Consider the following 24,694-nt stretch of genomic DNA (forward strand, 5'->3'; position numbering starts at 1 on the left):
GGCTCCCCGACCCACCCCCTCACTGTCCCGAGGCCAATGTCCTCGTTGACAGTTCGTTGTATCTCAGCTTTTGCCTGACCGACGCTAGGGCGATGAGGAATCAGGCATCAGGGATCGCCTGTACGCTGTCGCTGGCCTGCCGAAGACCTGTGTTCGGGAAGTTCCCTATGGCCCAGGTGCTGCGCCAGACCTCGTCTCACCACCCCGGGCTCCGGTCACCGCGGGGCAGGCGCGCGCGCCTCAGGTCGCCCTGGTCTTCGAGCGCCTGCGCTCGACGCCCGGCGCCGGGGCAGAGCCAGCGGCTTGCGGCGCGCTGTGCGGGGGCGCTTCCGTGACCGACGGGTCAGCGACGGCGCGCACCTCCGGGGCGAGCAGGCCGTGCGTGAAGAGCTGGAGCACCTGCGAACACCAGGCCCCGATGTCGGGCCGGGACGGCGCGCCGATGAGCTTGCGCACCAGCCGATCGAAGGCGCCGGAGATGAGCGCGGCGATGACGCTGGGATCGAGATCGCGCCGGTAGAGGCCGATGTCGATCGCGTACCGGACGCGGCTCTCCACCTGGCGCGCGACGCGCTGAGCGAACTCGTCGATGAGGTAGGCGTAGGGCGCCCCGCCGCCGCCCGCCAGCATCATCTTGAGCAGCGCGCGGTTCTGCCAGCAGAACTCGAGCACCTCGATGTCGTGGGCGAGCACGCGCTTCAGGTACTCGTTGATCGACGCTCGCTCGCTCTCGAAGACGATGGGCGGCGGCTCCACGCAGCCCGCGAGGCGCGCGATGAACGTCTCGACGATCTGCTTGAAGCAGTCGTCCTTGCTCTGGAAGTGCAGGTAGAAGGCGCCCTTCGAGACGCCCGCCCGCTCGGTGATGTCCTCGACCTTCGCGGCCGCGAGGCCACGCTCGGTGAACGCCGCCTCGGCGGCCCGGAGCAACTCGATCCTGGCGCGGCGATCGGCGAGGCGGGGCATTCTGACTGGTCGGTCAAAGTCTGCGGGACTCGGCCACTATGGGAAGGTCACCAGAGGCCGTCAAGCCGGCTCGGCCGCGCCACGTCGCGACGCTCGCGACGCAACGCGTCCGGGCACCTCCCGCCGGTGCTGGCACGAGCGATGCTGCCCGGAAAACCATGGTGACGGTGGCGAGACGAAATGCAGCAGGGCGCGACGCCAGGGCCGGGGAATCGACGGCGGCGGGCCTGGTCCCCAGCCATCCTTCGCTGCCGAGCCTGCGCGAGGCCGCCGCGGGCTGCCGGGCGTGCCCGCTCTGGGAGCGGGGTACGCAGACCGTGTTCGGCGAAGGCGCGGCGCGATCGGACGTGCTGCTCCTCGGCGAGCAGCCGGGCGACAGGGAGGACCTGGCCGGCAAGCCGTTCGTGGGCCCGGCGGGGCAGCTGCTCGATCGCGCGCTCGAGGCGGCGGGGATCGATCGAGGCCGGGCGTACGTGACCAACGTGGTCAAGCACTTCAAGTGGGAGCCGCGCGGCAAGCGGCGCATCCACAAGAAGCCCGACGCGCGCGAGATCCGCGCGTGTCTCCCCTGGCTCGCCGCGGAGATCGCGGTGGTGCAGCCGGAGATCGTGGTATGCCTCGGCGCGACGGCGGCGCAGGCGCTGCTCGGCAGCTCGTTCCGGGTCACGCGCGATCGCGGCCGGATCCTCGAGTCGCCGCTCGCGCCGCGCACGCTCGCGACGGTGCACCCCGCGTCGATCCTCCGCATGCCGGACGAGGACTCCAGGCAAGCCGAGCTCTCCCGTTTCATCGAGGATCTCACCGCGGTGGCGCGCGCGCTCGGCTGAGCCGCCGCCGCGGCGGCGCGCGCCGCGTTCTCGCGGCGCGCGCTCGCGATGGAGTAGGATTCGCCCCGATGACCACAAGCCCACAACCGGTCCCGGGTGCAGCGCACCCCGCGCCGACTCCGTCGGCCGAGCACCCGCACGGCTCGAAGAAGATGTGGCCGCTGATGCTCGCGGCGCTCGGGGTCGTCTACGGCGACATCGGGACGAGCCCCCTCTACGCGATGAAGGAGTGCTTCAGCCCCGCGAGCCCGCATCGCGTCGATCCGACGCCGGCCAACGTGCTGGGCGTGCTCTCGCTGATGTTCTGGGCGCTGATGCTGGTGGTGACCATCAAGTACGTGACGTTCATCACGCGGGCCGACAACGAGGGGGCGGGCGGCATCCTCGCGCTCCTCGCGCTCGTCCCGAACAACGAGCGCAAGGGCGACGGCCGCGGCCTCCTCGTGCTCCTCGTCCTCTTCGGCGCGGCGCTCCTCTACGGCGACGGCGTGATCACGCCCGCGATCTCGGTGCTGTCGGCGGTGGAGGGCCTCGAGGTCGCGACGTCGACGCTGAAGCCCGCGGTCGTGCCGATCACGTGCGCCGTGCTGCTGGCCCTGTTCCTCGTGCAGAAGCGCGGCACGGCCGGGATCGGGACGGTCTTCGGGCCGGTGACGCTCGTGTGGTTCCTCGTGCTCACGCTGCTCGGAGCGAAGGAGATCCTCCACAGCCCGGGCGTGCTCCGGGCCGTCTCACCGGAGTACGCGGTGAGCTTCTTCATCGCGAACAAGGTGCACGGCTTCCTGATCCTCGGCGCGGTCGTCCTCTGCATCACCGGCGGCGAGGCGCTCTACGCCGACATGGGCCATTTCGGCCGCGAGCCCATCAAGTACACCTGGTACACGATCGTCTGGCCGGGGCTGCTCATCAACTACTTCGGCCAGGGCGCCAAGCTCCTCGAGGACCCTTCCGCCGCGGCGAACCCGTTCTACGCGCTCGTCCCGTCGTGGGCGCTCTACCCCACGGTGGCGATCGCGACAGCGGCGACCGTCGTCGCGTCGCAGGCGCTCATCTCCGGGGCCTTCTCGCTGACGCAGCAGGCGGTGCAGCTCGGGTACTTCCCGCGCGTCACGGTGGTCCACACCTCGAAGGACGAGGCGGGGCAGATCTACATTCCCGAGGTGAACAGCGGGCTCATGATCTCGTGCATCGTCCTGGTGCTCACCTTCAAGAACGCGAGCGCGCTCGCGGCCGCCTACGGCATCGCCGTCACGGGGACGATGGGGATCACGACGGTTGTCTACTACGTGGTCACCCGGAAGACGTGGGGCTGGCCGGTGTGGAAGTCGCTCCCGCTGGCCGGGCTCTTCCTGGTGATCGATCTCGCGTTCTTCGCGGCGAACAGCGCCAAGTTCTTCCATGGGGGCTGGGTGCCCATCGTGATGGGCGCGGCGACGTTCACGGTGATGACGACCTGGAAGACGGGGCGCAAGCACCTCGCGGCGGCGATCAAGTCGGCGATCCTGCCGCTCGACATGTTCCTCGAGGACGTGAAGCGCACGAAGCCGCACCGGGTGCGCGGGACGGCGGTCTTCATGGCGTCGAGCCCGGAGGGTACGCCGCCGATCTTGCTGCATCACGTGAAGCACAACCAGGTGCTGCACGAGCAGGTCGTGCTGCTCTCGATCCAGGTGCTGAACGTGCCGGAGGTGCCCGCGGATCGGCGCACGACGGTGATCCCGCGGGGGGAGGGCATCTACCAGGTCACGGCGTGTTACGGCTTCATGCAGACGCCGAACGCCCCGTCGGTGCTGGAGGGGTGCAAGCGGCACGCGCTCAACATCGACCTCGGGAGGACGAGCTACTACCTCGGCAGGGAGACGCTGCTGACGACGGGGAGCTCGAAGATGTCCCGGTGGCGAAAGGCGCTGTTCGCTTTCATCTCGCGGAACGCGCGGCCCGCGACGGCGTACTTCGGGCTGCCGCCGAACCGGGTGGTCGAGCTCGGCATGCAGGTCAATTTCTAGGGCGCGACAGCGCGGCGATCAGGGCCCGGTGTACCGGGCCCGCGGCCGCAGCATGTACCCCGCCTCCCGCTGCTCGAACGCGTGGGCGATCCACCCCGCGGCGCGCCCCACCGCGAAGAGCGCCGCCGCCGAGCCGGCCGGCAAGCCGAGCGCGGCCGCGATCGCCACGAGGCCCATGTCGAGCGACGGCGGATCGTGGCCGGCGTCGCGCAGCGCGTCGACGAGCGCGAGCACCGTGCGCAGCGCCGCGCTCTGCGGCGCGAGCGCGCGCGCCGTGTCGAGCAGCGCCTGGGCGCGGGGGTCGCCGTCCGGGTAGAGCCGGTGCCCGAAGCCGGCGATGGGCTCGCCGCGGCGCAGCCGCTCGTGGACCGCGGCGGCTGCGCGCTCGGGCCTGCCCGCCTCGGCGACCAGGGCTTCGACCCTGTCGGCGGCGCCGCCGTGCCGCGGGCCGGAGAGCGCCGCGAGCCCCGCGCTGACGCACGCGTAGAGGTCGGCTCCGGTGGAGGCGGCCACCCGGACCGCGAACGCCGAGGCGTTCAGCTCGTGATCGGCCGAGACGAGGAGCGCCCGGTTCACGGCGCGCTCGGCCTTCTTCGTGGGGTTCGCGCCGAGGGCGATGAGCAGGCGCCGCGCCGTCCCCTCGGCCTCGAGGGCGTCGGTCGCCCCGCGCGCGTCCCGTCCGAGGCCGACGAGCGCCGCGAGCGATCGCACGAGCGCGCGCGCCCGGGCCCGCTCCGCGTCGCTCGTGGGGATGCGCCCGTCGCCCGAGGGCGCGCCCACGTGGCGGGTCGCGTCGTGCGCGCCGAGCGCTGGCACCGCGAGCGTGAGCGCGGTGAGCGGCGGCGCGCTCTCCGGCAGGAGCGCCGCGAGCTTCGCCGGGCGGACGCTCAGCCGGGCCGGCCGCGCGGCCGGCGCGCCCTCCGCGGGCAGCTCGCCGGTCCACAGGAGCTCGGCGACCGCCTCAAAGGGCACGTCCTCGAGCGCCAGCGCGACCGCCTCCTTGCCCCGGTAGACGGGGCCGCGCGGCCCGATCGCGGTGAGCGCCGACTCGAGCACCGGCTCGCCCCACCGGAGCGCCTCGGCGGCGACCGGGCCGTGGCCTGCGCGCGCGTCGTGCCGCGCCTTGAGCCGCTCGATGTCCGCCCTGAGGTAGAGCCGCGCGCGCCCTCGCCCGCCTGGCACGCCCCGGAGCACGCCGCGGCTCGCGTACGCGTAGAGCGTCTCCCGCTTCACGCCGAGCAGCGCCGCGGCCTCGGCGCCGGTCACGTACGCCGAGGCCCGCTGCTCCGAGCCAGGTAGATCAACCATGAGAGCCCATCAACGTTCGATCCATCCCGTCCACCCCTCATGAGGCGCGGCGCCGAGAACCGCTGGACGTCCTCTGTCCCTCCTAGCACCGCGACTCTCGGTCCAACTCGGGATTCTTCATGTGGCGGGCGCGCGCCGTCTTCTCGCGGCGCGCGCTCCGCCTCTCGGGTCAGGGCGGGGCGGCACCTCGACCGCGCGCGCTGGCGGCACCCTCGACGCACCTCGATAGCGTGCATGGTTGATTGTACAATCAAGGTTGATCAACTCCATGCGATGCCCAACATGTCCATGGCGGAGGTGATCGGGATGAAGGATGTGGCGGCGCCGCTCGCGAGCGGCCTGGAAGGCGTTGTGGTGGCGGAGACGCGGCTCTCGGAGGTGGACGGAGAGCGGGGGAAGCTCACCCTCGCCGGCCACGACGTCGAGGAGCTCGCCGGCGACGGCGGGGCGACCTTCGAGGACGTGTGCGGGCTGCTCTGGGGCGGCGCGTTGCCCGCCTCGGCGGAGCGGGAGGCGATCCGGGGGGCGATCGCCGAGGGGCGGGCGCGGGCGTTCGCGCTCCAGGGCCGGCTCGGGGACGCGCTCCAGGCTGGCGACGGCATGGATGCGCTCCGCGCCGCGGTCGCGCACCTCGGGAGCGACGCGCCGCCGGCGGCGATCGCCGGGGCGGTGGCGACGTTCGCGGCGGCGTGGTCGCGGCGCCGCGCGGGCGAGGCTCCGGTCGCGCCGGATCCGGCGCTCCGGCTCTCGGCCGACTACCTGCGGATGGTGCGGGGGTCGGCGGCGAGCGAGGCCGAGGCGCGCGAGCTCGACACGTACCTCGTGACCGTCTCGGACCATGGCATGAACGCGTCGACCTTCGCCGCGCGCGTGGTCACCTCGACGGGGTCGGACGCGATCTCGGCCGTCGTCGCGGCGATCGGCGCGCTGAAGGGGCCGCTCCACGGCGGCGCGCCGGGGCCGGTCCTCGACATGCTGGACGCGATCGGGGCGGCCACGGGCGAGGGCGGCGCGCCGCCGGCCGGCAGCGCCGAGCGCTGGGTCCAGGCGGAGCTCGGGGCGGGGCGGCGGATCATGGGCATGGGGCACCGGATCTACCGGGTGAGGGATCCGCGGGCGGCGGTGCTCGAGCGGGCGATCGAGCGGCTCGGGCGGACCTCTGGCGGGGCGCGGGGCGCCCGGCTCGCGCTGGCGCGCGCGGTCGAGCGGGCGGCGGAGGCGGCGCTCCGCGCGCGGCACCCGGACCGGCCGCTGCGCGCGAACGTCGAGTTCTACACGGCGGTGCTGCTCGACGCGCTCGGGCTGCCGCGCGCGCTGTTCTCGCCGACCTTCGCGGTGGGCAGGGTCGCCGGCTGGTGCGCGCACATCGATGAGCAACGGCGCGCCGGGCGGCTCATCCGGCCGAGCTCCCGCTACATCGGGGGCGTCCCCGGAGCGGCGGGCGTCCGCTCCGCCGCGCTGACGCCGCAGAGCTCGTAGACACCCTGACCCAGGGGTCTCGCGTCCTTGACGCCGCAGAGCTCGTAGACACCCCGACCCAGGGGCCTCGCCTTCCTGGCCGGGGCCCTCGCTGTCCTGGCCGGGCTTCAGCGCCCAGCGCCGGAGGGGCGCCGGTTCCCCCGGGTCGACACGCCGCGGACCGGACTTATTTAAAGATCCAGGACGGGCATTCCCCTCATCCCCGTCGTCCTGTCATCCCTGCCGACCGTAGATCGCCGGCCAGGTCATCCCGCCGCCCAGGAAAGGCGAAAGGCGGACGCGCCGAGCACGGGTAGGACGTTGTTCGTCCAGCAAAGTTGGCAGCTTCGCGGGGGCACTGTTACCATGTTCAGTATGTCGCCCGTCGCTCTTGCCGCTCCTCTCGCCCGGGACCTCCTTCGTCACACCCTCCCCGAGTTTGAAGCGCGCGCCAAGACGCTCCCGCTCGGCATACAGGAAATTAATGACGCGCTCCCGGAAGGGGGTCTGCCGCGCGGAGGAGTGGTCGAGCTCGCTGCGCCTCGGGGGCTGGGGCGTTCCACCTCGATCGCCCTCTCCGCGTGCGCCTCGGCGCAGGCGGAGGCGCGGCTGCGCGGGACGAGCGCGACGGCGGGCGCCTGGTGCGCGTGGATCGACCCGAGCGGCTCGCTCTTCGCGCCGGCGGTCGCGCGGGCGGGGGTCGACCTGAGCCGCCTGCTCGTGGCGCGGCCCCCCGCAGAGATGCTCGCGAAGGTCGCGGTCCGGATGGCGATGAGCCGGGCGTTCGCGGTGCTGGTGATCGACGTGGCCGGGGTCCCGGGGGCCTTCGGTCAGGGGGCGGTGAAGGGGGAGCGGAGCGCGCCCGCGGCGGGGCGCCGCGAGGAGGACCTCGCGCGCTGGGTCAACGTGGTGCGCAAGCTCGCCCTGGCGACCGAGGGGAGCGACGGGACGATCCTGCTCCTCACCGACCGCCAGGCGGCACGGCCGATGCCTTTGCCTGTCGCGATGCGGCTGGAGCTCGAGCAGGTCGCCGAAGATCGGCTGATGGTCCGCGTCGCCAAGGATCGCCGCGGGCGCGTGACTTCGCCGACACCGGTGGTGCTGGGGCAGCGATCGAAGGCGGAGCGGGCGGCGGTCAGCAGCGAGCCGCGGCCCGCGCTGTCGAGGGTGTGAGGGAGGAGGAGCGATGGCGGTGAGGCGCATTGTGGCGATCGTGCTCCCGCAGCTCGCGTGCGAGCTGGTGAAGCAGCGTGGACCGGTCTCGCCGAGCGGGAAGGCGCCGCTCGCCGTGATCGTCGGCGGCGACGAGGAGCGCCGGACGGCGCTCGCGGCGGGGGCCGAGCGCGAGCCGCAGGCGCCCGCGGCGGTGATCGACGTTGTCGATGACGAGGCGAGGCGGTACGGGGTGAGGCCGGGGCAGAAGGTCGTCGAGGCGGCGGCGCTGGTCGCGCATCTGGCGATCCACCGGGTGACGTTCGCCGAGATCGACGCGGCGCTCGGCCGGGTCGCCGAGGTGGCGCTCGGGCTCGGGGCGACGGCGGCGATCCAGCTCGGCGAGCAGGGCGGCTCGCGCGCCGGCGCGCCGCGCTCGGGGGCGTCGCGGGCGAGCCGCGCCGGAGAGCGCGCGGCGAGCGAGGCGCGGAGCCCCTGGGGCGACGGCCCGTACGACACGGTGTGGCTCGACATCACCGGGGCGTCGCACCTCGTCGGCGGCGAGGAGGCGCTGCTCGACGAGCTCGGCGAGCGCGTGGCGGCGCTCGGCCACCGGGCGCGGCTCGCGATCGCCGACGGGCCGCGGCTCGCGCAGGCGCTCGCGCGGTTCGGCGCGCTGGATGGCGGGCGAGGGGCCGATGCCCTGATCGCGCCGCCCGGCAAGGGCGCGCAGGCGATCGGGCCGCTGCCGGTGCAGGCGCTGCCGGTCGAGCGCGAGGTGGCGAGCTTCCTCGTCCGGCTCGGCGTGCTCCGCGTCGAGGACCTCGCGCGCCTGCCGCGGGCGCAGGTGGCGGCGCGGCTGGGCCCGCGGACGACCGAGGTGATGGAGCTCCTCGCCGGCCGCGATCCCGTGCCGCTCCTGCCGTTCGAGGTGCCCCGGCTCATCGAGGAGGAGGTGCTCTTCGACGAGCCTGTCGAGAACGCCGAGTCGCTCCTGTTCGTGCTGCGCGGCATGACGTCGCGGATCGCGTCACGGCTCTCCGCGCGCGGCGAGGCGTGCGGGCGGCTCAACGTGGCGATCGCCTACGATCGCTCGATCGCGCGGCTCCGGCTCGGCGATCGCGATGACGACGCCGCGCTTCTCCTGGAGGACGAGGAGCGCGGCCCCTCGCTGCGCTTCCACGTCGACATGCCGGTGCCCCTCTCGGACGCGGGCGATCTGCTGCGCCCGATCAAGGCGAAGCTGGAGCGGATCGAGCTCGCGGCGCCCGCGGTCGGGGTCCACCTCATCGCCTCCCGGATCGCGCGCGCCCGCCAGGTGCAGCTCGACCTGTCGCGCGACCGCTCGGTCGATCCCGATAGCCTGCCGGCGCTCCTGGCCGAGCTCTCGGCCGAGATCGGCGCCGAGCGGGTGGGCGTCCTGGAGATCGCGGACGCGCACCGCCCCGAGGCGCGCTCGCGGCTCGTGCCGGTCGCGGACGAGGCGGCCACGGCGCGCTCGTCCGCCGCCGCCCGCGCGCGCGCGGCGGCGGAGCGGGCCGCGGCGGAGCAGGGCGCGGGCGCGGAGGGGGCGGAGCAGCCGGCGCCGGAGCCCGCGCGGCTCCTCGCGCAGCCGATCCCGCTCGGCCGCGTGGGGCGGGGGGCGATCGTGGCCGTCGATCGGCACCTCTACGCGATCGAGCGGCTCTCCTTCGTGATGCGGATCGACGCGGTGGAGTGGTGGACGCCCACGCCGGCCTCGCGCGACTACGCGCGCGCCTGGCTGGTCTCCGGCGCTCCCTCCGGCAGGGCCGCCCCGCGGCTCGGCGAGCTGCGCTCCTCGCGTGACGGCGCGAGCGCGAGCTCCTGCGGCGAGGCGTGGATCTACGTCGACCGCGCGACGGGCGAGGCCTTCTTGCAGGGGTGGTGCGAGTGAGCGCCGGCGCCTCGGTGCCGTTCGTGGAGCTCTGCGGCCGCTCCTGCTTCTCGTTCCTCGAGGGCGCCTCCCACCCCGAGGAGCTCGTGCACCGCGCGAAGGAGCTCGGCCTCGAGGGGCTCGCGCTCTGCGATCGCGACGGGATCTACGGCAGCGTCCGCGCGCACACGGCGGCGAAGAAGATCGAGCAGCGGGTGATCGTCGGCGCCGAGCTGACGATCGGCACGCCGCGCGCTGCCGCCGATCGCGCCGCGCAGCGCGCCGATCGCGCGCCGGAGGTGCAGCCGTCGGTGGTCCTCCTGGTCGAGGACAGCGAGGGGTACGCGAACCTCTGCCGCCTGCTCACGATCGCGCACGCCGATTGCGAGAAGGGGACGGCGAGCATCTCGGCGGAGGCGATCGCGGCGGCGCAGCGGGGCCTCACCGCGATCGTGCCGCTCGATCCGCTCGTGCCCGCGGACGTCTCCGGCGCGCTCATCGGCGCGCTGCGCGACGCGTTCGGCGAGCGCGCGCTCGTCGCGACCTGGAAGCACCTCGACCGCCGGGACGGCGAGCGCGTCGCGGCGGCCCTCGCGGCGGAGCGGCGCTACGGCCCCTGCGTTGTGGCGACCGCGCGCCCCTTCTACCACCACCCTTCGCGCAAGCCGCTCGCCGACGTGCTCACGTGCATCCGGACCAAGACCACGCTCGATCAGGCCGGCACGCGGATCGCGCCGAACGCGGAGGCGTACGTGCGGTCCGGCGCGCAGATGGCGGCGCTGTTCCGCGATCACCCGGCCTGGGTCGCGCGCACGGTGGAGGTCGCGTCCCGCTGCCGCTTCTCGCTCTCCGAGCTCCGCTACAGCTTCCCGAGCGACGCGCTGTGCAAGCCGGGGGAGACGTCGGACCAGGCGCTCCGCCGCCTCACCGACGAGGGCTGCCGCGACCGCTACCCCGAGGGGACGCCGTCGCAGGTGCGAGCGCAGATCGAGAAGGAGCTCGCGCTCATCGCGAAGCTCGGCGTGGCCCCGTACTTCCTCAGCGTGCAGCAGGTCGTGAAGATCGCCCGCGCGCGGCAGATCCTCTGCCAGGGCCGCGGGAGCGCGGCGAACAGCGCGGTGTGCTTCGTGCTCGGCGTGACGGCCGTGGATCCGGCCCGGTCCAACCTGCTCTTCGAGCGCTTCCTTTCGGAGGAGCGCAACGAGCCGCCGGACATCGACGTCGACTTCGAGCACGAGCGGCGGGAGGAGGTGATCCAGGCGATCTACGAGATGTACGGCCGCGATCGCGCGGCGATGGTCTCGGAGGTGATCGCCTACCGCGGCAAGAGCGCGCTGCGCGAGGTGGGCAAGGCGTTCGGCTTCTCGCCGGACCAGGTCGACAGGCTGAGCGGCCTCGTGGTGCACCACGAGGCGGACATCACCGAGCAGCGGGTGAGCGAGGCGGGCCTCGATCCGGACGACGTGCGCGTCCGGCAAGCGGTCCTCATGGCGAGCGCGCTGGAGGGCTTTCCGCGCCACCTCTCGATCCACGTCGGCGGCTTCGTGCTGTCGTCGGAGCCGCTGCACAGGGTCGCCCCGGTCGAGCCCGCGCGGATGGAGGGCCGCACGGTGATCCCCTGGGACAAGGACGACCTCGACGATCTCGGCTTCTTCAAGATCGACGTCCTGGCCCTCGGCATGCTGACGGCGATCCGCAAGGCGCTCGCGCTGATCCACGCGGATCGCTACGCCGAGCTCGCGAGGCCCGCGGCCCACGCGCAGCGCGCGGCGCGGGACGCCGCGCCCGAGCCGGCCGCGGTCGACGCGGGGCGGGGCGCCGCGCCCGAGGAGGGGGCCTCGGTCGGTGCGGAGCGGGCCCTCGCGCCCGCGGCGCCCTGGGGCCATGCAGGCCGGGGCGCCGCGTTCGATCCGATCGCGGCGCTCGCGCAGATCCCGCCGGAGGATCCGGCGGTCTACGAGGCGATCGGCCGGGCCGACACGGTCGGGGTGTTCCAGATCGAGAGCCGCGCGCAGATGGCGATGCTCCCGCGGCTCAAGCCGAGCAGGTTCTACGATCTGGTGATCGAGGTGGCCATCGTGCGGCCCGGGCCGATCCAGGGCGGGATGGTGCACCCCTACCTGCGCCGGCGGACGGGGCAGGAGCCGCCGGTGTCCCCGCACCCGTGCCTGGATCCGATCCTGGAGCGCACGCTCGGCGTGCCGCTCTTCCAGGAGCAGGTGATGCAGATCGCGATGGTCGGCGCGGGATACACGCCGGGCGAGGCCGATCAGCTGCGCCGCGACATGGCGGCGTGGAAGAAGCACGGTCGCCTGGAGCGGCACCGCGGGCGGCTCATCCAGGGCTTCGCCGAGCGGGGGATCTCGGCGAAGTTCGGGGAGATGCTCTACCAGCAGATCCAGGGCTTCGGGGAGTACGGCTTCCCGGAGTCGCACGCGGCGAGCTTCGCGCTGCTCGTGTACGCGTCGGCCTGGCTCAAGGTCCACCACCAGGCGGCGTTCACCTGCGCGCTGCTCAACGCGCAGCCGATGGGGTTCTACAGCCCGTCGGCGCTGGTGCAGGACGCCCAGCGGCACGGCGTGGAGGTGCGGCCGGTGTGCGTCGTGCGCAGCGCGTGGGACACGACCCTCGAGCCTGGCGCCGAGCCCGCGACGGGCCCGGCGCTGCGGCTCGGCATGCGCCTCGTGAAGGGGCTCGGCGAGGCGGCCGTGGCCTCGATCATGGCGGCGCGCGAGGACGCGCCGTTCAAGAGCCTCCCGGATCTCGTACGGCGGGCGGAGCTGAAGAAGAACGAGGTGGAAGCGCTCGCCGAGGCGGGAGCGCTCGCCGCGATGGTGCCCGCCCGGAGAGAGGCGCTCTGGCGGGCGCGCGCGCCGCGCGTGGAGGGGCTGTTCGAGGGCGTGCCCATCGAGAAGGACAGGGACGTGGGGCTCCCTCCGCTCAGGCCGCTGGAGCAGCTCGCGCTGGATTACGGCCGCGTGGGCCTGTCGCTGCACGATCACCCGATGCGGCACGTGCGGCCGGCGCTCAAGCAGCGCCGCGGGGCCGGGCGCGTGCGGACGGCCGAGGAGATCAAGGCGGCGCGCAACGGGGAGACCGTTCGGGTCGCCGGGATGGTGGTCGGGCGCCAGCGGCCGGCGACCGCGAGCGGCGTGACGTTCGTGACGCTCGAGGACGAGACCGGCGTGGTCAACGTCATCGTCCAGAAGCAGGTCTTCGCGGATCACTACCAGGTGGCGCGGCACGCCGCGCTCCTGCTCGTCGCCGGTCGGGTCGAGCGTCAGGGCGAGGTGATCCACGTGGTCGCGCGCGAGCTCGAGCGGCTGGAGCTGCCGAGCGGGGAAGATGTCGCGCTCAAGTCGCGCGACTACCACTGAGCGCGCGCGGCGGCGGAGGCGCAGGGCGGGTCGGCGACGCGGCGATCGAAGCGCCTCGCGCGCGTCAGCGCGAGGCGACCACCTCGTCGACCAGCGAGAGCAGCGTCGCCGCGTCGAACGGCTTCAGGAGCAGCCGGGCGTTGACCTGCTGCAGGAACGCCTTGCTTCGCTCCGTGAAGGCGCCGCCGGTCAGGAAGACGACCCGGCGCTGCTGCTCGGGCGCGTGCTCGGCGAGCGACGCGTAGAAATCCATCCCCGTCATGTCGGGCATCATGAGGTCGCACAGGATGGCGTCGTAGCGCTCTCCGCCGCGGATCCGGGCGAGCGCGTCGCGGGCGCTCGCCGTCGCAGTCGTCTCGTGCCGCGGCTCGAGCGTCCCCGCGATGGCCCGCGTGAGCAGCGGCTCGTCGTCGATGATGAGGACCCGCCGCCGCGGCGCGGCCTGCGGCTCGGACGCGGCGAGCCTGCCGTTCTCGTGCGGCGAGCGCGACGCGCCGGCGCCGGGCGCAGCCGGGGCGCGCGCCTCGCTGGCCGCGGGGAGGACGACGCGAAACGTGCTCCCCTCGCCGGGGGAGCTCTCCACCTCGATCCGCCCCCCCAGGGCCGTGACGATGGCGTGGCAGATCGCGAGCCCCAGGCCCAGCCCTTCGCCCGCTTCCTTGCTCGTGTAGAACGGGTCGAAGATCCGCCCGAGCGACTCGGGCGCGATGCCGGAGCCCGTGTCGCGTACCTCGACGACGACCCACCCGGCGGCGTCGCGGCGCGTCGAGAGCTCGATCAAGTTCTGCTCGGCGAGCCCCTCGGGGATGGCCTGCGCGGCGTTCACGATGAGGTTCAAGAAGACCTGCGCGAGCCGTGGCTCGTTCGCCTCGACCGGCGGCACCTCCTGGAAGCTCCGGACGACGCGGGCGCGGTGCCGGATCTCGTTCATCGCCATGTGGACGCAGGAGTCGAGCACCCGCCGGACGTCGACCGGCCCGCGGCGGTCTTCCTCGGCGCGCGAGAACGTGTGGAGGTCGCGCACGATGAGCCGCACCCGCTCCGCGCCCTCGCGGGCGTCCTCGAGGAGGCTCAGCACCTCGGAGAGCTCGCTCGACGGCCCGCGGCCGTCGCCCTGAGCGCGACCCCACGCGCCGCTGCGCGCAGGGTAGCTCCGCCGCTCGATCGCGCCGATGCGCCGGATGGCGGCGTCGACGTTCGTGATGACGAAGGCGAGGGGGTTGTTGATCTCGTGGGCGACGCCTGCGGCCAGCGTGCCGACGCTCGCCATGCGGCCGGCGAGGACGAGGCGGGCCTGCGTCTGCGCGAGCGCGTGGCGCGTTACGGCCTCGCGCGCGGCGCGCTCGCGGGCGACGGCGAGCCGCGCCCGGGCGCCCGCGTCCTCGCGCTCATCGCCCACGATCACGAAGTCGCTCGCGCCCGCCGCGAGGATGCCGTCCACGTCCGCGTCGCGCTCGGTGAGCGCGAGGAGGAGCACCGCCTCGCCGCCAGGGTGCGAGCGCACGCGGCCGCAGAACGCCGCGGCCCCGGCCGGGTCGCTCCAGTCGACGGCGAGCACCGGCGGCGGCTCGCGCAGGCATCGCTCGAGCGCGCGCTCGGGATCGGAGGTGACGCCGGCGTCCGGCACGTGGCGTCGGATCAGCGCTTCGAATCGCTCGCTCACCGCGGCGCGCCCGCGGAGGAGCAGGATAGCGGCCGATTCCGCGCAGCCCATCGACGTCCTCTCAGCGTGTGTTCGCAGCCCCTTTACCGCATCTCGACCCCGGCGTGCAGGCAGGTGATCCGTCCCCTCCGCCCGCCCACGCGCCGCGCCGCGCCGCCGGCCCTCGTTCGAGCCGCTCGCGCGACGGCGGCTCGCCGGTCGCGCGGCGCTAGCGAGGGCTCGCCGCCGCGTCGTCGTCGGGATCGCCGTCGTCGGCGACCCGCGTCGCGCCGTCCGTGAGCGGCGGGTAGAGGCTCTCGACGAACGCCGCGGAGAGCCGCTCCTCGAGGCGCGCGTCCATCCGCGCCATCGCCTCGCGGAGCCGGTCGATCTCCGCCGACAGCGCTGCCTTGAGCGGCCCTCGCTGCGTCGCCTCCATCCCGGCGAGCTCGGTCAGGGACTCCTCGAGGCGAGCGCGCGCCCCCTCGTCCGCGTGGCCTGCGTCAGCCTCCCGCACCAGGTGCTCGGCGAGGCGCACGCGCCCGCGGTAGCGCACCCGCGTCCGCTCGAGGAAGTCCCGGTACGGCTTCACGGCCCCGCTGAGCGCCTGCACCGCCCCCGCGAGCGCGCGCGCCTCGCCCCGGAGCGCCTCGCGCTCGGCGCCGTCGAGCGCCGGGTTGTGCTCGACGTGCGCCTCGAGCGTGGCCAGCACCTCGCGGGCCCAGCGGAGGTGGCGCAGCCCCGAGGCGCCGCGCGACAGGCGCCGCGCGGCCGCCGCCTCCGCCGCCGAGCCGGCGCTCACGCCACCGCCGCCGCCGGCGCGGCCTCGCGCTCCGGGCGCTTCGCCGTCTCGTTGATCCTCACGCTGACCAGCTTCGACACGCCGGGCTCCTGCATCGTCACGCCGTAGAGCACGTCGACCGACTGCATCGTGCGCTTGATGTGCGTGATCAGGATGAACTGCGAGTGGCTCGTCATGCTCCGGATGCCCTCGTTGTAGCGAGCCACGTTCGCCTCATCGAGCGGCGCGTCGACCTCGTCGAGGATGCAGAAGGGCGACGGCTTGAACTGGAAGATCGCGAAGATCAGCGACACCGCGGTGAGCGCCTTCTCGCCGCCGCTCATGAGCTCGATGTTCCCGAGCTTCTTGCCCGGCGGCTGCGCCAGGATCTCGATCCCCGTCTCCAGCATGTCGTCGGGGTTCGTCAGCCTGAGCTCAGCCTGCCCGCCGCGAAACATCTTCGGGAACAGCGTTTTGAAGCGCGTGTTGATGCCGTCGAACGTCGTCTTGAAGAGCCGCTTCGACTCGCGGTTCATCTGGGCGATCGCCTTCTCGAGGTCGTCGAGCGCCTTCTCGAGGTCGGCCTTCTGGCCCGAGTAGTACGTGTACCGCTCCTCGGCCTCGGCGTGCTCGCGCACGGCGTCGAGGTTGACGGGGCCCATGCGGTCGAGCAGCTCCGTCAGCTCCTGGATGCGCGCGCGGTGCGAGGCGTCGACCGGCGGCCGCTTGTGGTAGTCGCCGACCACGCGGGCGAGCTCCAGCCCGCGGAAGCGCTCGCGCACCCCCTCGATGAGGTGGTTGTGCTCGACGCGCAGCCGCTCCAGCGCGAGCTCGTGCTTGCTGAGCTGCGCCGACACGTCGGCGAGCTCCTGCCGCAGCCCGCGCAGGTCGGCCTCGCGCCCCGCGTGCGCCTGGCGCGCCTCGTCGAGCGCGCGCCGCGCCTCGGTCAGCGCCGCCTGCGCGGCGTGCGCCTCGGCGACGGCGCGGACCAGCGCCTCGCGCGCGATCACGATCGTCGCCGCGGCCTTCCCCGCGCCGATCGCGCTCTCCGTCCGCTCCTGGTCGAGCCGCGTGATCCGGCCGCTGAGCTCGTTGCACGACCGCGTGAGCCGCTCGACCGTACCCCGCGCCGCCGCCGCGCGCTCGCGCACGCGCGCGAGCTTCACCTTGCGCTCGGTCACGACCGACTGCTGCCCGAGCACCCGCTCGCGCCACTCGGCCGCGACCTGCTCGGCGTGATCGAGGCCGGCCGCCGCCGCCTCGCGCGCCGCGCGGCCGGACGCGAGCTTGTCCCGCGCGGCCTGCTGCTCGCTCCCGCCGGCGTCGAGGTTGTCGGCCAGGTCCTCGAGCTCGGATCGCACCACGCCCTCGCGCTTCTGCGCCGCGGCGAGCTGCTCCTCCGCGCGGCGCAGGTCCTTCTCGGCCGTCACGAGCGCGAGCTCCCCCTCGTGCGCCTCGCTGCGCGCCCGCTCCAGCGCCGTCCCCACCTCGGTGATCCGCAGGCGGAGCTTCTGCTGCGCGTCGAGCAGCGCCGTCACCTCCTCCGACTTGGTCGCGACGAACTCGTGCAGCGCGCGCATCTCCCGCTTCTGCTCGATCATGCCGGCCGCGACCGCGTCGCCCGAGCCGCCGCTCACCACGCCGTCCTCGCGGACGACCGTGCCGTCGAGCGCCACGAGCGTGCACCCCACGCCCTCCGCCGCGAGCCGCGCCGCGACCTCGGCGGACGCCACGACCACCGCGTCGCCCACGAGCGCCCGCGCCAGCGCCTCGTCCGCGGGCGCGAAGACGAGCCGGTCCACGAGCGGCCCGAGCACGCCCTCGCCGCGCGGCGGCCGCCGCGACGCGCCGGCCACGAACGCCGGCCGCGCCGCGATCACGCTGGCCCGCCCGCGGTTGTTCTTCGACAGATCCGCGAGCAGCGCGATCCCGCGCTCGACGTCGCTCACGACCGCGCACTGCAGCCGGTCCCCGAGCAGCCCCGCGAAGGCCGCGGTCAGCTCGGCCGGCGCCTCGATCCGGTCGGCCACGAGCCCGAGCAGCGCCGGGTCCTTGCTCTTGAGGAGGTTCTTCACCCCGGCGCCGACGCCCTCCAGCCGGGCGTGCAGCTCCTCCAGCGCGCGGAGCCGGTTGCGCCGCTGCCCGAGCTCGTTCTTCGCGTGCTCCACGGCGCGATCGCTCGCGACCGCCTGCTCCCGCAGCGCCTTCATCTCAACATCGAGCCGCGACCGCTCTTCCGCGGAGATGCGCTTGCCCTCCGCGAGCTCCGCCACGTTCCGCGTCAGCGACGAGCGCCGTCGCTCGAGCTCCTCCGACTCGTACATGAGCCGCCCGACCTCGTCCTCGAGCTTCGCCCGCCGCTGGCTCATCTCCGTCATGCGCCGGTCGAACCCGGCGAGCGACGCCTCGGCGGCCGCGACCGCCGCGGTGGCCTCGGCGGCCCGCCGGCGCAGCGCGGCGACCTCGTGCTCGGCGGTGCGCTCGCCGTGCCGCAGCTCCTCAAGCCGCTCGTGCTGCTCGAGCGCGAGCTCGCTCTCCCGCGCCTCTTCTTCCTCGACCCCGGCGAGCTGCGCCTCGAGCTGCGCCTTCTCGGTCGTGAGCTCCTCGACCGTCTTCTCGAGCTCGCCCTGCTCCTTGGCCGCGGTGACGAGCCGCTCCTCCAGGTGGCGCAGCCTGTCGCGCGCCCGCGCGATCTCCGCCTCGTGGGTGCGCACCTGGTTGTCGGCCGCGAACGCCTCGTTCTGCGCCTTCTCGGCCCGCTCCTCGCACGCGAGGGCCTCGAGCCGGGTGACCTCGATCTCGGCCTCGCGCGCGGCGAGCGCCGTCCGCGCCACCTGCGCGCGCTCGGCGTGCTCGGCCCTGCCGAACGACTCGCGCTGGGTGAGCACCGTGATCTCGAGGAGCTTGTGCGACGCCTCGTGGAGCACGAGGTCCTCGAGCTCCTTGCGGTAGTTGACGTACCGCTCGGCCTTCGCCGCCTGGCGCTTCAGGGACGCGAGGTTGCGCTGGATCTCGGAGACGATGTCCCCCACGCGGAGCAGGTTCTGCCGCGTCTGGTCCATCTTCTGCTCGGCCTGCTTCTTCCTGGCCTTGTACTTCGTGATGCCGGCGGCCTCCTCGATGAGCATCCGCCGGTCCTCCGGCCGCGCCGAGACGATGAGCCCGATCTTGCCCTGCTCGACGATCGAGTAGGCCTTCGTGCCCACGCCGGTGCCGAGGAAGAGGTCGGTCACGTCCTTGAGCCGGACCTGGGTCTTGTTGATGAGGTATTCGCTCGTCCCGTCGCGGAAGAGCCGGCGCGTCACCGCGATCTCGGCGTAGTCGCGGTACTCGAGCGGGAGCTGCGACGCCGCCGTGGGCTCGCTGTTGTCGAAGGTGAGCGTCACCTCGGCCATCCCGTGCTGGGCGCGGGTCTCGGAGCCGTTGAAGATGACGTCCGACATCGACTTACCGCGCAGGTGCTTCGCGCTCTGCTCGCCGATGGCCCACCGGATGGCGTCGACGATGTTCGACTTGCCGCAGCCGTTCGGACCGACGATGCCCACCACGTCCGTGTCGAAATGGACCACCGTCCGGTCGACGAACGACTTGAACCCGCTGATCTCGAGCTTTCGAATGCGCATGAAGTCCCCGGGACCGGTCAGGCGGGCTTAACGTATGGTCACAGCACGCCACGTACCGTCACATCTGGCATCCCCGGGTCTACGTGCGCTGGCGTCGCGCGGCAAGACCGGAAACCCGTCTCTCACGCGTGCATCGAGGACCAGGTCTTGCGCATCCGGCGGCGGCGCGCGCGGCCGGAGCGGCGTCCAAAACGAAACGGCCGCTCCTGGCAGCCGCCTTGACAGGTGGCTAACGTGGCCATATCCCTCGCGTTGTTTCGAGGAGTAGAAACGCCATGCCTACTTACGAGTACGCCTGCACATCCTGCGCGAATGAATGGGAGGCCGAGCAGTCCATCAAGGAGGCTCCGCTGACGGAGTGCCCGTCGTGTCACAACGCGACGGCCCGGCGGCAGATCTCGCGCGGCACGGGCTTCATCCTCAAGGGGGGTGGCTGGTACTCCGATCTCTACGCCTCGGGCTCGAACAAGCCGCCCGCGAAATCGGAAGGCGGGTCGGGCAGCTCCTCCGGGTCGACGGGAACGAGCTCCGACGCCGGATCGAGCAGCTCCCCCTCGACGAGCGGCAGCACCAAGAGCGACTCCGGCGCGTCGTCCGCCCCCGCGGCGGCCTGACGCCGCCGCGCCGCCGTCGCGCCCATCGACGACGGGGGGTGTAGCCATCCCTGCGCGGCGGGGCGCCGTGCGGGGTGCGGCCTGTCCAGGCGCTTGTCGTGCTGCGAGCCCACCTGCGCCGGGGGCGGTGCTAGGGTGGCCGGAATGGATGAGAGAAAGCGACTTGAGGAGCTCCGCCGGCAGCTCACGGAGCTGGATCAAGAAATCCTACGCGGCATCGAGCGCCGGGCTCGCATCGCCCACGACCTGGCCAAGCTGAGGACGGGCACGGCCCGGTTCGCCCCCACGGCCGATGCCGCCCACATACAGACGCTCGAGCGCGCCGTCACGCCGCCGTTCCCGCAGCGCGCCGTCCGGCCGATCTTCGTCGCCATCGACGCGGCCTCGCGCGCCTTCGAGGTCGCGCCCCGGGTCGCGTACCTGGGCGCCGAGGGCGACTTCGGCTGGACCGCGGCGCACGATCACTTCGGGGTCGGCGGCGAGTTCGTCCGCGCGGACAGCCCCGCCGCCGCCATCGAGGAGGTCGCGCGCTCGCGCGCGGACTTCGCCGTCGTCCCGTACGAGTCGTTCAAGGAAGGGCCGATCTTCCCGACGATCCAGGCGATCGGCGGCGCCGATCTCAAGGTGGTCGGCGAGCGGCAGCTCGCGCAGGCGCTCGACCTCGTGAACCGGAGCGGCAACCTCGCCGACGTCGAGCGGGTCTACTGCTCGCCGCAGGACCACGTGGCGTGCGTGAACTACCTCGAGCTCCAGCACCCGCGCGCGCTGGTGCTCGACGTGCGGTGCCCGCAGGTCGCCTGGGACCTCGCGGCCGAGAACGAGGGCAGCGCGGCCATCGTCCCCCGCGGCTTCGACGGCGGGCAGGAGCTCCGGATCGCGCGCGAGAACGTCGGCGACGAGGGCGAGGTCCGGATCCGCTACGCGGTGCTCTCGCGCCTCCCCGCGTCGCGCTCGGGCCACGACGCCACGGCGCTCCTCTTCAGCGTCCACGATCGGCCCGGCGCGCTCCACGACATCCTCCAGCACTTCAAGGAGCGCAGCTGCAATCTCCGGCGCGTCCACTCCCGGCCCGTCCCCGGCGAGGGCTGGGACTATGTCTTCTATGTCGAGGTCAGCGGCCACACGACCGACCGCGCGCTCGTCGCGGCGCTCGAGGGCGTGAAGCGCGAGACCAAGATGCTGAAGATCATCGGCTCCTTCCCCCTGGAGCGCCCCGACCCGCCGCACGAGCGCGCCTGATGGCGAGCCCGGTGATGCGGATGCTGCTGCGTTCTCGATGCGCCGCCGCCCTGCGCCGCGCCGCGGGCGCGCTCGCGATCGCGGCGCTCGCCGCCCCGGCGCTCGCCGGCTGCGGCGGCGCGGACGACAGCCTGGTGCTGGTCGGCGGAGAGAAGATCGACGCGACGGCGATCGATCGCGATCCGCTGGCGGTCCTGCCGAGCGGCGCGGTGATGGTCGGCTACCTCGACGCGGCGGCGCTGTTCGCCTCCGGCCTCGGGGGGGAGGTGAGCCAGATCATCGCGAGCCTGCTCCCGCTCGGCCCGGAGTCGAACTTCGTGCCGGCGCGCGACATCGCGAAGGTCTATGGCGGCCTGTACGCGATGCAGGGCGCGGACTTCTGCGCCGTCATGCAAGGCAACTTCGACGTCGACGCCATCCGTCGCGCCGCCGACGCCAGGACGGTCACGGTCATCGGCGCGCCGCTCGTGAAGACGCGCTACGCCGACAACGACCTCTTCACGGCCGGCAACGTCGGCTTCGTCGTGCTCACGCCGCACACGATCCTCACCGGCAACGAGACCGGCATGCGGCGGGCGCTCGACCGGCTCCGCTTCAGCAAGCTGCAGCGCTCCGTGCCGTCGTGGATGGTCGAGCTCCTGAGCACGAAGAACGCGTCGTTCGCCATGGCCGGCGACGTCACGAGCCAGCCCGCGGTCGCGTCCGCGGCAGGGCAGCTCCCGTTCGTCGCGGGCCTCCAGTACGTGCGCGTGATCGGCAACTTCCAGCCGCCCGGGGTTAACTTCGCCGGCGCCCTCACGTACACGGACCCGCAGAGCGCGGCGAACGGCGCCGTCGCGCTCCGCAACCTCGAGCAGGTCGCCAGGATCGCGAGCCTGCTGTCGTCGTGGGGCTTCGGCTACGGCTCTGTCCCTCCGATGCAGGTCGCGCAGCGCGAGAGCGACGTCGCGTTCACGCTGCCGCTCGGCGAGGGGATCGTGCGCATGCTCCTCCGCACCGCCGCCGAGACGGCGAGGAGCGTGGCGCTCGTGCGCTGACTCATCCCTTGCGGTGCGGCGCGCGCGTGGGCGGCGCGGCGTGGGCCGGATCGTCCGGCCACGCGTGCTTCGGGTACCGGCGGCGGAGCTCCCTGGCGATGGCCGGGTAATGGCGCGCCCAGAACCCGGACAGGTCGGTCGTGACCTGGACGGGGCGCTGGTTCGGCGCGCACAGGTGCAGCACCACGGGCACCCGCCCGCCGGCGACGCGCGGCCCCTCCGCCATGCCGAAGAAGTCCTGCAGCCGGGACGCGAGCGACGGCGGCGCGCCCGCCGCGTACTCGAGCCGCGCCCGCCGCCCGCCGGGCAGGACGATCGACTCGGGGGCGAGCTCGGCGACCGCGCGCGCCTTCGCGGGGGGCAGCGACGCGTGCACGGCGCCCGCCAGATCCGCGTCGCGGAGCTCGGCGAAGCTCCTCCGCCCGGCGCAGAGCGCCTCGAGCGCGGCGAGCACCGCGTCCTCGCCGAGGTCGGGCAGCCCGGCGTCGGGGCAGTGCGCGCGCACGAACGCGACCCGCAGCAGCCATCCCTCGAGCGCGTCGCCCTTCACGAACGCCCGCCACCCCTTCGCCCTGGCTTGCGCGGCGAGTTCCCGCGCCGCCGCCTCGGACAGCGGGCCGCTCGCGCCCACGGCGGGCCGCGACTCGTCGAGCACGAGGGCGTCGTACGAGAGCCGGCGCACGACCTCGACGCGCTCCGCGGCGGCGTTCCACGTCGCCTCCGTCGTGTCCCGGATCGCGTCCGTGAAGAGGTCGAGCAGCCAGTCGGCCTCGATCGCGCTCGCCGCCCGGACGATCGTGCGCGCGGAGCGCCCCTCGCTGCGCTCCTCGATGTCGACCGCGACCACGAGATCGACCTCCTCGATCACGCTCGCCTCGGACAGCGCGGCCGTCCCGCCGGCGGCGAGCACGACCTCCCGTCCGCTCCTGCCCGAGGCGTTGGCCGGGCGGCGGAGGCGCCCCACCCGGTCGGGGTAGCCCGCGAGGATCGCGATGCGCTGGGCGATCTCGCGCGCCTCCGCGGTCTCCGGCGGCGCCGCGCTCCGGTGGTCGGCGAGCCGAGAGAGCTGCTTGCGCGTGCGCTCCACCGCGAGCGCGCGCGCCGGGTCGATGCCCAGCCACCGCAGCCGGTCCACGGCGAACCGCGCGCGGTCGGCCTCCTCGAAGGCCTGCAGCGCCGCGAGCAGGTCGGAGCTGTGCCGCGCGTCGCTGCGGCGCCCGTGGCCCTCCCGCGGGCCCGCGGGCGCGCCGAGATCGCGCTCCGCGACGAGCGCCGCGAGGGAGCACCCGTCGTCCGCGACGCCGCGCCGCTCGGCCTCGACGATCATCCGCGCCTGCCGCGGGTGCGCAGGGAAGCGCAGCATCCGCCGCCCGGTCGGCGTCACGCGCCGCCCCTCGTCGAGCGCGCCGAGCCGCACGAGCAGCGCCTCGGCCGCGGCGAGCCCGGCAGCAGGCGGCGCCTCGAGCCACCCGAAGCCCTCGAGATCCGTGACGCCCGCGGCGCAGAGCTCGAGCACCGTCTCGGCGAGGTCGAGCCGGCGGATCTCGGGCGCCTCGTGCTCCGGCCGCGCGGCGAGGTCCCCGCGCGTGTAGAGCCGGAGGCAGCGGCCGGGGCGCGTGCGGCCCGCGCGGCCCGCCCGTTGCGCCGCAGCCGAGCGGGCGACCGGCGCGACGCGGAGCGTCGGCAGCCCCGACCAGGGCGCGTGCGAGGCCACGCGCGCGAGGCCGCTGTCGACGACGGCCACCACGCCGTCGATGGTGACGGAGGTCTCTGCCACGTTGGTCGAGAGGATGACCTTGCGCCGATCCCCGGGGCGCACCGCGCGATCCTGCTCCGCTGCCGACAGCGAGCCGTGGAGCGGCAGGAGCAGGAGGTCCTCGCTCTTCGCGAGGGCCGCGCACGCCTCCATCGACCGCCGGATCTCCGCGGAGCCAGGCAGGAACACGAGCACGTCGCCGTCGAGCCCCTCCTCGATCAGCTGCCGCACCGACGAGGCGACCAGGCTCTCGAGCGTCCGGTCGCCCCAGTGCGGCGGAGCGCGGCGGTCGCCAGGGCCGTGGGCCTGCGCGCTCACGCGAGCGGCCGGCAGGTACTCGATCGCGACGTCGAACATCCGCCCCTCGGCGCGCAGGACCGGCGCCGGCGAGGCCCCGATCCCCGGCGCGCCGTGGTCGACTCCGGCGTCGGTCGCCGGGGCGGGCTGCGGCGCCGGCCCGCCGAGGAACGCCGCGATCGGCCCGGCGTCGAGCGTCGCGGACATCACGACGACGCGGAGATCGGGTCGCGCGCCGCGCTGCAGGCGCCGGAGCAGCGCGAGCGCCACGTCGCCCGCGAGGTGCCGCTCGTGGAACTCGTCGAGCACCACGGCGCTCACGCCGCGGAGCTCGCGATCGACGAGGAGCCGCCGCGTCAGCACGCCCTCGGTCACGAACCGGATCCGCGTGGCCGGGCCGGCGGCCTCCTCGAAGCGCATCGTGTAGCCCACGGTCTCGCCGACGCGCTCGCCGAGCTCCTCGGCCACGCGGCGCGCGGACAGGCGCGCCGCGAGCCGCCGCGGCTCGAGCACCAGGATCTCGCCGCGCTCCGCGAAGCCGGCGTCGAGCATCGCGCGCGGCACGCGCGTCGTCTTGCCCGCCCCGGGCGGCGCCTCGAGCACCACGCTAGAGCGCGCGCGCAGGGTGGCGCAGAGGTCGGGGAGGATCGGATCGATCGGCAGCGGCTGCATGGCTTCGGTGCTCCTCCGCGGAGGGAGCGCGGCCCCGGAGCCTAG

15 protein-coding genes are annotated in these 24,694 nt (G+C 74.0%); 9 read left to right on the top strand and 6 right to left on the bottom strand.

The features are described 5' to 3' along the window. Nucleotides 1-240 precede the first annotated feature (240 nt). Nucleotides 241-966 (bottom strand): TetR/AcrR family transcriptional regulator, encoded by a 726-nt coding sequence (locus WME89_RS11275; protein WP_438009201.1) that lies wholly within the window; start codon nt 964-966, stop codon nt 241-243. 38 nt (nt 967-1,004) lie between these two features. Between WME89_RS11275 and WME89_RS11280 the strand changes: the two genes are divergently transcribed. Then, complete coding sequence (locus WME89_RS11280; RefSeq protein ID WP_438009202.1) at nt 1,005-1,793, top strand: UdgX family uracil-DNA binding protein; 789 nt, start codon at nt 1,005-1,007, stop codon at nt 1,791-1,793. Between the two features lie 68 nt (nt 1,794-1,861). Then, nucleotides 1,862-3,799, top strand: coding sequence for a potassium transporter Kup (locus tag WME89_RS11285; protein ID WP_438009203.1), 1,938 nt, complete (start codon nt 1,862-1,864; stop codon nt 3,797-3,799). Between the two features lie 18 nt (nt 3,800-3,817). Here the strand turns inward: WME89_RS11285 and WME89_RS11290 are convergent, their stop codons facing one another. After that, a complete protein-coding gene (locus WME89_RS11290) occupies nt 3,818-5,107 on the bottom strand; it encodes a citrate synthase family protein (protein ID WP_437625156.1) in 1,290 nt (429 codons plus the stop codon). 282 nt (nt 5,108-5,389) lie between these two features. On the opposite strand from WME89_RS11290, the gene WME89_RS11295 reads away from it, so the two are divergent. The 4 genes from WME89_RS11295 (at nt 5,390) to dnaE (ending at nt 12,988) form a co-directional block, all read left to right on the top strand. Then, entirely contained in the window at nt 5,390-6,586 is a 1,197-nt protein-coding gene (locus WME89_RS11295; RefSeq protein WP_438011920.1) for a citrate synthase, read from the top strand. Between the two features lie 354 nt (nt 6,587-6,940). Further along, nucleotides 6,941-7,738 carry a recombinase A gene (locus WME89_RS11300; RefSeq protein ID WP_438009204.1) on the top strand — a complete coding sequence of 266 codons (798 nt, stop codon included), beginning with the start codon at nt 6,941-6,943 and terminating at the stop codon, nt 7,736-7,738. Between the two features lie 13 nt (nt 7,739-7,751). Then, complete coding sequence (locus WME89_RS11305; RefSeq protein WP_438009205.1) at nt 7,752-9,632, top strand: DinB/UmuC family translesion DNA polymerase; 1,881 nt, start codon at nt 7,752-7,754, stop codon at nt 9,630-9,632. Further along, nucleotides 9,629-12,988 carry a DNA polymerase III subunit alpha gene (dnaE, locus tag WME89_RS11310; RefSeq protein ID WP_438009206.1) on the top strand — a complete coding sequence of 1,120 codons (3,360 nt, stop codon included), beginning with the start codon at nt 9,629-9,631 and terminating at the stop codon, nt 12,986-12,988. The genes WME89_RS11305 and dnaE overlap by 4 nt, the downstream gene beginning before the upstream one ends. A gap of 64 nt (nt 12,989-13,052) precedes the next feature. Here the strand turns inward: dnaE and WME89_RS11315 are convergent, their stop codons facing one another. The 3 genes from WME89_RS11315 to smc form a co-directional block, all read right to left on the bottom strand. Then, the gene (locus WME89_RS11315) at nt 13,053-14,702 is read right to left on the bottom strand and encodes an ATP-binding protein (protein ID WP_438009207.1); all 1,650 of its coding nucleotides are present in this window, start codon (nt 14,700-14,702) and stop codon (nt 13,053-13,055) included. 157 nt (nt 14,703-14,859) lie between these two features. Next, a complete protein-coding gene (locus WME89_RS11320; RefSeq protein WP_438009208.1) occupies nt 14,860-15,432 on the bottom strand; it encodes a hypothetical protein in 573 nt (190 codons plus the stop codon). Then, on the bottom strand, nt 15,429-19,034 hold the full coding sequence (gene smc / locus WME89_RS11325; RefSeq protein ID WP_438009209.1) for a chromosome segregation protein SMC: 3,606 nt from the start codon (nt 19,032-19,034) through the stop codon (nt 15,429-15,431). Before smc ends, WME89_RS11320 begins: the two co-directional genes overlap by 4 nt. A gap of 275 nt (nt 19,035-19,309) precedes the next feature. On the opposite strand from smc, the gene WME89_RS11330 reads away from it, so the two are divergent. From WME89_RS11330 to WME89_RS11340, 3 genes are all read left to right on the top strand, one after another. Next, nucleotides 19,310-19,648: an FmdB family zinc ribbon protein gene (locus WME89_RS11330; RefSeq protein WP_438009210.1), complete on the top strand. Its 339-nt coding sequence runs from the start codon at nt 19,310-19,312 to the stop codon at nt 19,646-19,648. A 144-nt stretch (nt 19,649-19,792) separates the two neighbouring features. Further along, the gene (locus WME89_RS11335; RefSeq protein WP_438009211.1) at nt 19,793-20,887 is read left to right on the top strand and encodes a bifunctional chorismate mutase/prephenate dehydratase; all 1,095 of its coding nucleotides are present in this window, start codon (nt 19,793-19,795) and stop codon (nt 20,885-20,887) included. After that, nucleotides 20,887-21,924, top strand: coding sequence for a hypothetical protein (locus WME89_RS11340; RefSeq protein ID WP_438009212.1), 1,038 nt, complete (start codon nt 20,887-20,889; stop codon nt 21,922-21,924). The genes WME89_RS11335 and WME89_RS11340 overlap by 1 nt, the downstream gene beginning before the upstream one ends. 1 nt (nt 21,925) lies before the next feature. On the opposite strand, the gene WME89_RS11345 is transcribed toward WME89_RS11340, so the two are convergent. Continuing rightward, on the bottom strand, nt 21,926-24,649 hold the full coding sequence (locus WME89_RS11345; protein WP_438009213.1) for an ATP-dependent RNA helicase: 2,724 nt from the start codon (nt 24,647-24,649) through the stop codon (nt 21,926-21,928). Nucleotides 24,650-24,694 lie beyond the last annotated feature (45 nt).

Origin of the sequence: Sorangium sp. So ce321 (assembly GCF_051530195.1) — a bacterium.
Taxonomy (GTDB): domain Bacteria; phylum Myxococcota_A; class Polyangia; order Polyangiales; family Polyangiaceae; genus Sorangium.

Bases quoted from the DNA above. Each gene is read 5' to 3' on its own strand.
- WME89_RS11275 (WP_438009201.1), bottom strand. From the start codon at position 966: ATGCCCCGCCTCGCCGATCGCCGCGCCAGGATCGAGTTGCTCCGGGCC.
- WME89_RS11280 (WP_438009202.1), top strand. From the start codon at position 1,005: ATGGGAAGGTCACCAGAGGCCGTCAAGCCGGCTCGGCCGCGCCACGTC.
- WME89_RS11285 (WP_438009203.1), top strand. From the start codon at position 1,862: ATGACCACAAGCCCACAACCGGTCCCGGGTGCAGCGCACCCCGCGCCG.
- WME89_RS11290 (WP_437625156.1), bottom strand. From the start codon at position 5,107: ATGGTTGATCTACCTGGCTCGGAGCAGCGGGCCTCGGCGTACGTGACC.
- WME89_RS11295 (WP_438011920.1), top strand. From the start codon at position 5,390: ATGTCCATGGCGGAGGTGATCGGGATGAAGGATGTGGCGGCGCCGCTC.
- WME89_RS11300 (WP_438009204.1), top strand. From the start codon at position 6,941: ATGTCGCCCGTCGCTCTTGCCGCTCCTCTCGCCCGGGACCTCCTTCGT.
- WME89_RS11305 (WP_438009205.1), top strand. From the start codon at position 7,752: ATGGCGGTGAGGCGCATTGTGGCGATCGTGCTCCCGCAGCTCGCGTGC.
- WME89_RS11315 (WP_438009207.1), bottom strand. From the start codon at position 14,702: ATGGGCTGCGCGGAATCGGCCGCTATCCTGCTCCTCCGCGGGCGCGCC.
- smc (WP_438009209.1), bottom strand. From the start codon at position 19,034: ATGCGCATTCGAAAGCTCGAGATCAGCGGGTTCAAGTCGTTCGTCGAC.
- WME89_RS11330 (WP_438009210.1), top strand. From the start codon at position 19,310: ATGCCTACTTACGAGTACGCCTGCACATCCTGCGCGAATGAATGGGAG.
- WME89_RS11335 (WP_438009211.1), top strand. From the start codon at position 19,793: ATGGATGAGAGAAAGCGACTTGAGGAGCTCCGCCGGCAGCTCACGGAG.
- WME89_RS11340 (WP_438009212.1), top strand. From the start codon at position 20,887: ATGGCGAGCCCGGTGATGCGGATGCTGCTGCGTTCTCGATGCGCCGCC.
- WME89_RS11345 (WP_438009213.1), bottom strand. From the start codon at position 24,649: ATGCAGCCGCTGCCGATCGATCCGATCCTCCCCGACCTCTGCGCCACC.